The organism is Aquabacterium sp. (assembly GCF_021768455.1).
Lineage (GTDB): Bacteria > Pseudomonadota > Gammaproteobacteria > Burkholderiales > Burkholderiaceae_C > Aquabacterium.
The window spans coordinates 1-12,712 of sequence record NZ_JAIZVX010000007.1 but is presented as its reverse complement, the minus strand read 5'-3'; the positions used below and the strand labels follow the sequence as shown (position 1 = coordinate 12,712).

Below are 12,712 nucleotides of genomic sequence, written 5' to 3'. Positions count from 1 at the left end.
CCCCGGCCATGAGCAACATCAACACCCAATTCCGCAAGCCGCTGCCCGGCACCCAGCTGGATTATTTCGACACCCAAGCCGCCGTGGAGGCCATCAAGCCCGGTGCCTGGGCCACCCTGCCCTACACCTCGCGCGTGCACGCCGAAAACATCGTGCGCAAGGCCGATCCGGCCATCGTCAACGACTGCCTGACGCAGCTGATCGAGCGCAAGCGTGACCTGGACTTCCCCTGGTTCCCGGCCCGCGTGGCCTGCCACGACATCCTGGGCCAGACCGCCCTGGTGGACCTGGCCGGCCTGCGCGATGCCATCGCCAAGGAAGGCGGCGACCCGGCCAAGGTGAACCCCGTGGTGCCCGTGCAGCTGATCGTGGACCACTCGCTGGCCGTGGAGTGCGGTGGCTTCGACCCTGACGCGTTCAAGAAGAACCGCGACATTGAAGAGCGCCGCAACGAAGACCGTTTCCACTTCATCGAGTGGACCAAGAACGCCTTCGCCAATGTGGACGTGATCCCCGCGGGCAACGGCATCATGCACCAGATCAACCTGGAGAAGATGTCGCCCGTGATCCATGCCGACCAGGGCGTGGCCTACCCCGACACCTGCGTGGGCACGGACTCGCACACGCCGCACGTGGACGCCTTGGGCGTGATCGCCATTGGCGTGGGCGGCCTGGAAGCCGAGAACGTGATGCTGGGCCGCGCCTCGTGGATGCGCCTGCCTGAAATCGTCGGCGTGAAGCTGACGGGCCAGCGCCAACCGGGCATCACCGCCACCGACGTGGTGCTGGCGCTGACCGAGTTCCTGCGCAAATCCAAGGTCGTGGGCGCTTACCTCGAGTTCTACGGCGAAGGCGCATCCAAGCTGACCATTGGCGATCGCGCCACCATCTCGAACATGGCGCCTGAATATGGCGCCACGGCCGCGATGTTCAGCATCGACGACCAGACGCTGGACTACCTGACCCTGACCGGCCGCGATGCCGCCCAGGTCAAGCTGGTGGAAACGTATGCCAAGGTGGCCGGCCTGTGGTCGGATTCGCTGGCAGGCGCCGTGTACGAACGTGACCTGACCTTCGATCTGAGCACCGTGGTGCGCAACATGGCCGGCCCGTCGAACCCGCACGCCCGCGTCGCCACCAGCGACCTGGCCGCCAAGGGCATCTCGGGCAAGTGGCAGATGCCATCGGCACAAGAGGGCACCATGCCCGACGGCGCCGTGATCATCGCCGCCATCACCAGCTGCACCAACACCTCCAACCCGCGCAACGTGATTGCGGCCGCCCTGCTGGCACGCAACGCCAACAAGCTGGGCCTGACGCGCAAGCCCTGGGTGAAGTCCTCGCTCGCTCCTGGCTCGAAGGCTGTGGAGCTGTACCTCAAGGAAGCCGGCCTGCTGGGCGACCTGGAGAAGCTGGGCTTCGGCATCGTGGCCTTTGCCTGCACCACCTGCAACGGCATGTCGGGCGCGCTCGACCCGAAGATCCAGCAAGAGATCATCGACCGCGACCTCTACGCCACCGCCGTGTTGTCGGGCAACCGCAACTTCGACGGCCGCATCCACCCCTATGCCAAGCAGGCCTTCCTGGCCTCGCCCCCGCTGGTGGTGGCCTACGCCATCGCCGGCACCGTGCGCTTCGACATCGAAAACGACGTGCTGACGGTGGTCGACGGCAAGGAAATCCGCCTGAAGGACATCTGGCCATCGGACGACGAGATTGACGCCATCGTCAAGGCCAGCGTGAAGCCGGAGATGTTCCGCGCCGTGTACGAGCCCATGTTTGCCATCCAGGCCGACAAGGGCGTGAAGGTGAGCCCGCAGTACGACTGGCGCCCGCAATCGACCTACATCCGCCGCCCGCCTTACTGGGACACGGAAGGTGTGGGCGCGCTGGCCGCCAACCCGCGCACCTTGAAGGGCATGCGCCCGCTGGCCATCCTGCCGGACAACATCACCACCGATCACCTGTCGCCGTCCAACGCGATTTTGATGAACTCGGCCGCCGGTGAGTACCTGCACAAGATGGGCCTGCCGGAAGAAGACTTCAACTCCTACGCCACCCACCGTGGTGACCACCTCACCGCCATGCGCGCGACGTTCGCCAACCCCACGTTGAAGAACGAGATGGTGGTTGACGCCGAAGGCAAGGTGAAGGCCGGCTCGCTGGCCCGCATCGAGCCCGAGGGCAAGGTGGTGCGCATGTGGGAAGCCATGGAGACCTACTACGAGCGCAAGCAGCCGCTGATCATCGTGGCCGGCGCCGACTACGGCCAGGGCTCGTCGCGTGACTGGGCCGCCAAGGGCGTGCGCCTGGCGGGTGTGGAAGCGATTGCGGCCGAAGGCTTCGAGCGCATCCACCGCACCAACCTGATCGGCATGGGCGTGATGCCGCTGGAGTTCAAGCCGGGCACCAACCGCCTGACCTTGGCCCTGGACGGCACCGAGACCTATGACGTGGAAGGCGACCTGAAGCCCCGCGCCGACCTCAACCTGGTCATCACCCGCAAGAACGGCGAAGTGATCAAGGTGCCGATGACCTGCCGACTGGACACGGCCGAAGAGGTGTCGGTGTACCAGGCGGGTGGTGTGCTCCAACGGTTCGCCCAAGACTTCCTCGCGGCCAACAAGGCCGCCTGAAAGGACACGACCATGGCCTTCGCCCCTCAAGTCAAGATCCCCGCCACCTACATCCGTGGCGGCACCAGCAAGGGCGTGTTCTTCCGCCTGGCTGACCTGCCGGCCTCGTGCCAGGTGCCCGGTGAAGCGCGCGACAAGCTGTTCATGCGCGTCATCGGCAGCCCGGACGCGTATGCCGCCCACATCGACGGCATGGGGGGCGCCACCTCGTCCACCAGCAAGTGCGTGATCCTGTCCAAGTCCAGCGTGCCCGATCACGATGTGGACTACCTGTATGGCCAGGTGTCCATCGACAAGCCTTTTGTGGACTGGTCGGGCAACTGCGGCAACCTGTCGACGGCAGCGGGTTCGTTCGCGATCCATGCGGGCCTGGTGGACCCGTCGCGCATCCCTGAGAACGGCACGGCCGTCGTCCGCATCTGGCAGGCCAACATCCAGAAAACCATCATCGCGCACGTGCCCGTCACCAACGGCCAGGTGCAGGAGACGGGTGATTTCGAGCTCGACGGCGTGACCTTCCCCGCCGCCGAGATCGTGTTGGAGTTCATGGACCCGTCGGACGATGGCGACGAGGGTGGCTCGATGTTCCCCACCGGCAACCTGGTCGACGACCTGGACGTGCCCGGCGTGGGCACCTTCAAGGCCACGATGATCACGGCCGGCATCCCCACCGTGTTCGTCAACGCCGCCGAGATCGGCTACACCGGCACCGAACTGCGCGAGCAGATCAACACCGACCCGGAAGCCTTGAAGCGCTTCGAGGCCATCCGTGTGGCCGGCGCGCTGCGCATGGGCCTGATCAAGGCGCCCGAAGAAGCGCTCACCCGCCAGCACACGCCCAAGATCGCCTTCGTGGCGCCGCCCACGGCCTACAAGGCCTCCAGCGGCAAGGCCATCGAGCCGGGCGATGTGGACCTGCTGGTGCGCGCGCTCTCGATGGGCAAGCTGCACCACGCCATGATGGGCACCTGCGCAGTGGCCATCGGCACGGCGGCCGCCATCCCCGGCACGCTGGTCAACCTGGCCGCCGGTGGCGGTGAACGCGAAGCCGTGCGCTTCGGTCACCCATCGGGCACGCTGCGCGTGGGCGCACAGGCCAAACTGGTCAACGGCCAGTGGACGGTCACCAAGGCCATCATGAGCCGCAGCTCGCGCATCCTCATGGAAGGCTGGGTGCGCGTGCCCGGCGACGCGTTCTGAGTCGCCAACGGATCACGCGCTCGGTACAAATGCTTGCGAGCTGGCCCCTTCCCGCCCGCCAGGTCGGGCAGGAAAGGTGGCAAGATCCGGCCTCTGCGCCGCGTTTCACCTCGCCTGCGCCACCCCCTCAACGTCTGTTCAGTCCCACAGCCATGAAGTCTCCTGCCAGCCGCGCCATGCAGCGCATGCAACGCATCCGTACCCTTGCCATGACGGCAGGCGTCGTCCTCGGCATGGCCGCTGCCACCTTTGGCCCGCAACTGGCCCATGCCAGCACCACCAAGGGCGGCAAAAAGACCCTCGCCGAGAAGATCACCGCATTGCCTGAAGCCACAGCCGAGCAACTGCAGGCGGCCGAACGCGTGCTGGTGGGGCACTACCAGTGCGAGTTCGGCAAGACCGTCTCGGTGGACCGCGATGCCAAGCGCAACGGCTACTTCAACCTCAGCCTGGGCAAGCAGGCCTGGACCATGAAGCCCGTGCTCTCCAGCACCGGCGCCATCCGCCTGGAAGACATCAAGGGCGCAGCACTGATGATCCAGATTCTGACCAAGTCCATGCTGATGGACCCGAAAGCCGGTCGCCGCATGGTCGATGGCTGCGTGCACGACACCCAGCGCGCCGCCGAAGAAGAGCTGAAGCTTCACCCCCGGGCATCGGTCTTCAACCTGGCCAACGACACGCCGGCCGACACCCCGAAATGACCCCGAGCAGCCGGTTTCCCCGGCTGTTTTCCCATCCTGGCCCGAGTCCTGCAAGCCCACCACGCGGTCGAGCGTCGGTTTCTGATGCAGATCGACACCGTACCGCTGTTGAAATCGCAGTTTTTCCGCTGTCAATGTGGCATTCCCGGCGGTCATGGGCGAGAATACAGGGCTGACTCAAGTCTTCTATAAGACTTGGGGCTCCGAGGCCCAGATTTCCGCCCCGCCGCGGTGAATTCCTTTCTGTCCCCGCCCCATCAAGGTGAACACCATGTTGCAAGCCTACCGCCAACACGTTGCCGAGCGCGCCGCGCTGGGTATCCCCCCCCTGGCCCTGTCTGCCAGCCAAGTCGCTGAACTGATCGAGCTGATCAAGAACCCGCCGGCTGGTGAAGACGCTTTCCTGCTTGACCTGCTGACCCACCGCGTGCCCCCCGGCGTGGACGACGCTGCCAAGGTGAAGGCCTCCTTCCTGTCGGCCGTGGCCCATGGCGACGTGACCGTGGCCCTGATCTCCAAGGCCAAGGCCACCGAGCTGCTCGGCACCATGGTCGGCGGCTACAACGTCAAGCCCCTGATCGACCTGCTGTCCGATGCCGAAGTGGGCACCGTGGCCGCCGAAGCCCTGAAGAAGACCTTGCTCATGTTCGACGCGTTCCACGACGTCGCCGAGCTGGTCAAGGCCGGCAACGCCAACGCCAAGGCCGTGATGCAGTCGTGGGCCGATGCCGAGTGGTTCACCACCCGCCCGAAGGTCGCCGAAAAGATCACCGTGACCGTGTTCAAGGTGCCTGGCGAAACCAACACCGACGACCTGTCGCCCGCTCCGGACGCCTGGAGCCGCCCTGACATCCCGATGCACTATCTGGCGATGCTCAAGAACACCCGTCCTGACGCGGCCTTCAAGCCCGAAGAAGACGGCAAGCGCGGCCCGATGCAGTTCATCGAAGACCTGAAGAAAAAGGGCAACCTGGTTGCCTACGTTGGCGACGTGGTCGGCACCGGTTCTTCGCGCAAGTCGGCCACCAACAGCGTGATCTGGGCCACCGGCGAAGACATCCCCTTCGTGCCCAACAAGCGCTTCGGCGGCGTGACCCTGGGCGGCAAGATCGCCCCCATCTTCTTCAACACGCAGGAAGACTCGGGCTCCCTGCCCATCGAAGTGGACGTGACCGCGTTCGAAATGGGTGACGTGATCGACGTCTACCCCTACGAAGGCAAGATCGAAAAGAACGGCGCCGTCGCCGCCAAGTTCGAACTGAAGTCGCAGGTGCTGCTGGACGAAGTCCAGGCTGGTGGCCGCATCAACCTGATCATCGGCCGCTCGCTGACCGGCAAGGCCCGCGAGTTCCTGGGTCTGCCTGCCTCTACCGCCTTCCGCCTGCCGCAAGCCCCTGCCGACAGCGGCAAGGGCTTCACCCTGGCCCAGAAGATGGTCGGCCGCGCGGTCGGTCTGCCTGAAGGCAAGGGCGTGCGTCCTGGCACCTACTGCGAACCCAAGATGACAACCGTCGGTTCGCAAGACACCACCGGCCCGATGACCCGCGACGAGCTGAAGGACCTGGCTTGCCTGGGCTTCTCGGCCGACCTGGTCATGCAATCGTTCTGCCACACGGCCGCTTACCCCAAGCCCGTGGACGTGAAGATGCACCGCGAGCTGCCCGCCTTCATCTCGAACCGCGGTGGCGTGGCCCTGCGTCCGGGCGACGGCGTGATCCACTCGTGGCTGAACCGCCTGCTGCTGCCCGACACCGTCGGCACCGGTGGCGACTCGCACACCCGCTTCCCCATCGGCATCTCCTTCCCCGCTGGTTCGGGCCTGGTCGCCTTCGGTGCCGCCACCGGCGTGATGCCGCTGGACATGCCTGAGTCGGTGCTGGTGCGCTTCAAGGGTCAGATGCAGCCTGGCGTCACCCTGCGTGACCTGGTGCATGCCATCCCCCTGTACGCCATCAAGGCCGGTCTGCTGACCGTGGCCAAGGCCGGCAAGAAGAACATCTTCTCGGGTCGCATCCTGGAAATCGAAGGCCTGCCTGACCTGAAGGTCGAGCAAGCGTTCGAGCTGTCCGACGCTTCCGCTGAACGCTCGGCTGCGGGTTGCACCATCAAGCTGAACAAGGAACCGGTTGCCGAGTACCTGAAGTCGAACATCGTTCTGATGAAGAACATGATCGCCGACGGTTACGCCGACGCCCGCACCCTGCAGCGCCGCATCGACGCTCAAGAAGCCTGGCTGGCCAACCAGACCCTGCTGGAAGCCGACGCCGACGCCGAGTACGCTGCCGTCATCGAGATCGACCTGGCCGACATCAAGGAGCCGATCGTCTGCTGCCCGAACGACCCGGACGACGCCAAGTTCCTGTCCGAAGTCGCCGGCACCAAGATCGACGAGGCCTTCATCGGTTCGTGCATGACCAACATCGGTCACTTCCGCGCCGCCGGCAAGCTGCTGGAAGGCAAGAAGGACATCCCGGTGCGCCTGTGGGTGGCCCCGCCCACCAAGATGGACGCCGCCGAGCTGACCAAGGAAGGCTTCTACAACACCTTCGGCACGGCCGGTGCACGCACCGAAATGCCGGGCTGCTCGCTGTGCATGGGCAACCAGGCGCAGATCAAGGAAGGCTCGACCTGCATCTCCACCTCGACGCGTAACTTCCCGAACCGTCTGGGCAAGAACACCAATGTGTTCCTGGGCTCGGCCGAGCTGACGGCAGTGGCCTCGAAGCTGGGCAAGCTGCCAACGCCGGCAGAGTACCTGGCCGAGATCGGCGTGGTGTCCAAGGACGCCGACAAGATCTACAAGTACATGAACTTCAACCAGATCGACGAGTACGTCGAGACGGCCAAGGGCGTGCAGGCCTGATCGGCCCCACCCCAGACTGGGCGCTGCGCAGGCGCCCGGCCAGGTTCAAAAGCCCGCGGGACGCGATGTCCAGCGGGCTTTTTTCATGGGAGCAGGATTCAGGGGCGCTTGACCTCGGCCACAGCGTGCTGGGCTTCGGCGGCTTTCAGGCGCTGCAGTTCAGCCTCGAGGCGCCTGGGTCGCGCCTCGGCATCGGGCTCCAGGGCAGCCAGGGTGTCATCGAGCACCTGGCGGGCACCGGGCAGGTCCATGTCGCCATGCTGGACCCGAGCGGGCAGGTCATCGACCAGGCTGCGGGCCAGGGCCTGTCGCTCGGCCGGCGGCAGGGACAGGGCCGTGTCCTGCCAGCGCTCCAGCTGCTTGTTGAAACGCAGCGAATTGACCAGACGGGTGAGTTCGGCCTCGGGGTGCAGGTGCTGCCTGGCAACGGCCTGCAGCAGGGTCCACTCCATCACCGAGACGTAGTCCGGTCGCTCCCTCACCAGGCCTTTCACCGGCGCCGGGGCCGACTGCGAGGCCAGCGCCTGGGCCGCGGCCTGCTGCATGGCCACCAGTGCGGGATCGGGCGGTGCCTGCACGGTCGCGGGGGCAGACGGCGGCACGGCTTCAGGCTGCGGCAAGGCAGCCCGTTCCTGTAGCGGCGCAAGGGGTGTCACGCTTTCGGAGCGGGCCCACCAGGCCAACGCAATGGCCAGGGGCACCGCTGCCAGCATGATCCCGGCCCATTTGCCTCCGCGGCCGCGTTTGTTCACCTGAACGATTGCCATGGCGTCCTCCTGACATGCCAATGCCCGGGGAGGCCACCGTGCCCGCCCCGAGCGGATCCCACAACACACCGCACCACCGAGGTGGCACGGGCGGCCGGGTCAGCCCCGACCACGGAGACTCACCACTTCTGCGGGGCGGGCGGTGCCACCGAGAAGCTGAAGGTCTGCCCAGGACCGGACATGATCGACGACAGGATGGCCGAGATGATGCAGCCCTTCAGTTGCGGGAAGGTGGTGGTGCCCGTGAAGGTCAGGCCGCCATTGCCCAGCGACGACACCGGACCGGTGAAGTCGAGGGGGAAGTCCACCGGGGTCACGGTCTTGCAGTTGCCGAAGGGGATGCCCCACACCGAGGTGACGGTGATGTCGGCCTTGGCGTTGCCCTTCACGCGCAGGATGCCCTGGTTGTCGACCGTGGACGTGCCCGTGGTCTGGCCCACCGGGGTGATCTTCAGCTTGACATCGGTGTTGATGCCCAGCAGCTTGATGGTCGAGGTGAAGTCAGGCACCGAGAGGCTGCCCGTCAGCTTGCCGGCCGTGATGTCGCTGTCGGCCGTGAAGCTGGAGGTGGCCGGCAGGGCGATGGTCTGACCCAGGGTCTTCAGGCCCACGGTGGCGGTCAGGGGCCAGCTCTTGAGCGAGACCACGAAGTTGCCGCCACCCGGATTGGGGTTGGCGACCGGGTCACCCTTGGTGGTCGAGCAGGTGCCTTGCGTGGGTTTGCCGGCAAAGCGATCGCCCAGCCACGACATCACATAGGGCGCCGCCTGGAACTGGGTGACGATGTGCTCGCTGGGGTAGAGGTCGAAGGTGACGTCGGTGAATTTGCTGCAATAAGCCTTCTTCAGGGCGTAATCCTGGGCCAGGGGAATGAACTCGTCGGCCGAGCCATGGTACTGGTACAGCGGCGCCGGGACCTTGTTGCCGCCCAGGTTCTGGGCCTTGAGCGTGGCGTTGACCGTGCGCAGGTTCAGCAGGGTCTCGAGCGGCACGTTGTCGGTCGTGTAGGGCGAGATCGACTTGTTCTGGTTCTCGAACAGGGCCTCGAACACGCACTGGGTCTTGAGGCGATCGAGCGCGGCCTTGCCCGCGTCGTTGGCGATCAGGTTGATGGGGACCGAGGTGGGGTACTGTTGGGCCAGACCGGCGATGGCCGAGGCAAAGAAGGCAAAGCCGATGTTGCCGTTGAGCATGGGGGCCGTGGCGATGAAGTCGGCGGGCACACCGCCTGCGGCCACACCGACCACGTTCAGTTCGGGCGCATAGCTGCTGATCAACTCGGCGGCCCAGGCGGCGCTCTGGCCGCCCTGCGAGTAGCCCCAGATGGCGGTCTTGGCACCCGCGGTGACGCCCGCGCCAGGGATGGCCGTCGCGGCCTTGAAGATGTCGAGCACGGCATGGCCCTGCGACTCACCCGCCAGGTAGGTGGAGGCGTCACCCGTGATGTAGCCCTGGTAGTCGGTCACGAGCACGGAATAGCCCTGCTTGAGCGCGGCCACGATGTTGGCGTTTTCGTAATCGGTGCCCTTTTCGAATTGGCGCGAGGGCGCGCAGCCCTGGGCCAGGCCATGGGTACCGACCGCGTACAGCACCACCGGGCGGGCGCCGCTGCCAGACCAGGCCGTGGAGGGCACGATCACCGTGCCGGAAACCACATTGGTTTCGCCTTCGGAATCGGTGGACTGGTACAGCACGTTCCAGGCTTTGGTCGCCGGCGCGCCAGTGCCCAGCTTGACCGTGGCCTGGCGGTAGGAGAGCAGGTCACCGTGGTTGCCGGCGGGCAGGGTGGCCGGCAGGGTGTAGAAGGAGGCGTCGGAGGGGCCGACCACGGGTGCTGCGCAGGCGCTGGAGGCCGCCAGGGCCAGAGCGGCCAGCGGGGCCATCAAAACGGGGTGACGCAGAACGGTGCGGATCATGGGTGCTCCTGGGTGGACAAAAGGGCCGTCTGGCAGGGGCCAAAACGGTTGAACGCTGTGCATTCATTGAGCGCCATGCCGTCCGCGAGCACGAACAGGGTTTTTGCCAGAATCCGGCCTGCGGGCACCCGAACCCCTCATTCACGTGGGCGCTTTTCCAGGGGGAACGGTCTGGGTTCACCCGCTCTACCAGAACGGGTTAACCCACTTTGGCGCGGGCTGCCGTGGCACCAAAGGGGACCCCACCGCGGCACGCAAAGTGTCACAAGCGCGTGCAGCAGGTCAGCGGAGGCACCGGGTCCAGCACCGATAATCGGCAGCCCGCCGCACCCTGCGCCTGCGGGCCCTCACCTTGATGCGCATGACAGATCCAACCCGGCCCTCGTCCTCTCTTTTTGCCCGCCCCTGGCGGCTGCTGGCCTGGGTGACCCTGGGTGGCGGCGCCGCCTTGCTGCTGGCCCTGCTGGTCTCCATCGCGGTGCTCTACCCGCAGTTGCCCGACACCAGCGGCCTGGCCCACTACCAGCCCAAACAGCCGCTGCGGGTCTACACGGCCGACGGCGTGGAGATCGGCGGCTTTGGCAGCGAGAAGCGCCAGTACCTCCCCTTCGATGAAATCCCCAAGCTGATGCGAGACAGCCTGCTGGCCGTGGAAGACACCCGCTTCTACGAGCACCCGGGCGTGGACGTGATCGGCGTGCTGCGGGCCGTGGTCGCCAACCTGACCGGCGGGCGCACCCAGGGCGCCTCGACCATCACCCAGCAGGTGGCGCGCACCTTCCTGCTGACCCGCGAGAAGACGCTCAGCCGCAAGCTCAAGGAGGCGATGCTGTCGCTCAAGATCGAGCGCGAACTGGGCAAGGACCAGATCCTGGCGCTCTACATGAACCAGATCTACCTGGGTGCCCGCTCCTATGGTTTTGCCGAAGCCGCCCAGACCTACTTCGGCAAGCCACTGAAAGCCCTGAGTGCCGCCGAATGCGCCATGCTGGCCGGCCTGCCGCAGAACCCGGCCCATGTGAACCCGATCAAGAACCCGGAGCGCGCACGCGCCCGGCAGCTGGTGGCGCTGTCGCGCATGCACTCGGCTGGCGTGCTGGACGACGCCCAGTACGAAGCCGCCAAGGCCGAAAAGCTCAATGTGCGCAACCCGGGTGACGTGGACGTGCACGCCGAATACGTGGCCGAAATGGCACGGCAGCAGGTGTTCGCCCAGTATGGCGACAAGGCCTATACCGCCGGCTACAAGGTGGTGACCACCCTGCGCGCCACCGAGCAGCAGGCCGCCTGGAAAGCCCTGCGTCGCACCCTGATCGACCGCGAGCTGGGTCAACCCTGGCGCGGCCCGGAAGAGGTCGCCGACCTGGACAGTGGCCTGGAAGACGAAGACCCGCTCGTGGCCCAGCAGCTCTCGGACGTGAACGACGACGAGGTGCTGCACGCCGCCATCGTGACCCGCGCCAGCCCCAAGGCGGTGACCGTGGTGCTGGCCTCGGGTGAAGTGATCGAGGTGCGTGGCAAGGGCCTGCGCCAGGCTCAGAGCGGGCTGGCCCCCAAGGCCAGCGACAAGCTGAAGATCGGGCGGGGCGCCATCGTCCGCGTGATCCAGCAGGGGCAGGACTGGGCCATCACCCAGTGGCCCGAGGCCGAAGGTGCCCTGGTCGCCATGGACCCGGCCAATGGCGAGGTGCGGGCCCTGGTGGGCGGCTTCGACTTCCGCCAGAACCAGTTCAACCATGTGACCCAGGGCTGGCGCCAGCCGGGCTCGAGCTTCAAGCCCTTCCTCTACGCCGCAGCCATGGAAAACGGCGTGATGCCCGAAACCCTGGTCAACGATGCCCCGCTGACCGACGTGGGCGACTGGAACCCGCAAAACGCAGACGGCACCTTCGACGGCCCCATGGCCCTGCACACGGCCCTGGCCAAGTCGAAGAACATGGTCAGCATCCGACTGGTGCAGCTGCTGGGTCCGCAAAAGGCCCGCGAGTGGACCAGCCACTTCGGTTTCGATGCGGGCAAACAGCCCGACAACCTGACCCTGGCCCTGGGAGCCGGCTCGACCACGCCCATGCAGCTGGCCGGGGCGTATGCGGTGATCGCCAACGGCGGCCTGAAGGTGAACCCGGTGGTGATCAAGCGCATCAGCGATGGCGAGGGCAAGACGGTGTTCGAAGCGCCCACGCCCACGGTGGGTGAGGACCAGCGCGTGGTACCCGCCCGCAATGCCTTCATGACGGCCACCCTGCTGCAGGAGGTGGCCCGCAGCGGCACGGCGGCCCGCGCCCAGGCCCAACTGAAACGACCCGACCTGTACGGCAAGACGGGCACCACCAACGACGTCTACGACGCCTGGTTTGCCGGCTTTCAGCCCCGCCTGGTGGCGGTGGTCTGGCTGGGTTACGACACCCCACGCAGCCTGGGCAGCCACGCCTCGGGCAGTTCGCTGGCCCTGCCGGTGTGGATCCAGTTCATGGCCACGGCCCTGGGGCGCCAGCCGGTGCAGGAAGTGGCCGTGCCCGATGGGGTCGTGCACACCGACACGGGCTGGCGTTATGCCGAATGGGCGCATGGTGGCTTCTTGACCGAACTGGGCATGGGCGAGGCGCCCATCACCCCGGCCCTGATC

Annotated in this window: 7 protein-coding genes; 5 read left to right on the top strand and 2 right to left on the bottom strand. The window is 66.3% G+C overall.

Annotation, left to right across the window (positions count from 1 at the left end; all coding sequences use genetic code 11):
- Positions 1 to 17 precede the first annotated feature (17 nt).
- From acnD to acnB, 4 genes are all read left to right on the top strand, one after another.
- Positions 18 to 2,636: a Fe/S-dependent 2-methylisocitrate dehydratase AcnD gene (gene acnD, locus QZ994_RS01785; protein WP_290867471.1), complete on the top strand. Its 2,619-nt coding sequence runs from the start codon at positions 18 to 20 to the stop codon at positions 2,634 to 2,636.
- Positions 2,637 to 2,648: 12 nt separating this feature from the next.
- Entirely contained in the window at positions 2,649 to 3,836 is a 1,188-nt protein-coding gene (gene prpF / locus QZ994_RS01780; RefSeq protein WP_290867388.1) for a 2-methylaconitate cis-trans isomerase PrpF, read from the top strand.
- 152 nt (positions 3,837 to 3,988) lie between these two features.
- The gene (locus QZ994_RS01775; RefSeq protein ID WP_290867386.1) at positions 3,989 to 4,540 is read left to right on the top strand and encodes a hypothetical protein; all 552 of its coding nucleotides are present in this window, start codon (positions 3,989 to 3,991) and stop codon (positions 4,538 to 4,540) included.
- A 271-nt stretch (positions 4,541 to 4,811) separates the two neighbouring features.
- Positions 4,812 to 7,403: a bifunctional aconitate hydratase 2/2-methylisocitrate dehydratase gene (gene acnB / locus QZ994_RS01770; protein ID WP_290867385.1), complete on the top strand. Its 2,592-nt coding sequence runs from the start codon at positions 4,812 to 4,814 to the stop codon at positions 7,401 to 7,403.
- A 98-nt stretch (positions 7,404 to 7,501) separates the two neighbouring features.
- On the opposite strand, the gene QZ994_RS01765 is transcribed toward acnB, so the two are convergent.
- On the bottom strand, positions 7,502 to 8,170 hold the full coding sequence (locus QZ994_RS01765) for a hypothetical protein (RefSeq protein WP_290867383.1): 669 nt from the start codon (positions 8,168 to 8,170) through the stop codon (positions 7,502 to 7,504).
- A 119-nt stretch (positions 8,171 to 8,289) separates the two neighbouring features.
- Positions 8,290 to 10,086 carry a lipase family protein gene (locus QZ994_RS01760; protein WP_290867381.1) on the bottom strand — a complete coding sequence of 599 codons (1,797 nt, stop codon included), beginning with the start codon at positions 10,084 to 10,086 and terminating at the stop codon, positions 8,290 to 8,292.
- A gap of 361 nt (positions 10,087 to 10,447) precedes the next feature.
- Here QZ994_RS01760 and QZ994_RS01755 point away from each other — a divergent pair.
- Positions 10,448 to 12,712, top strand: a 2,265-nt coding sequence (locus QZ994_RS01755) for a penicillin-binding protein 1A (protein ID WP_290867379.1), incomplete at its 3' end; no start/stop codon positions are given.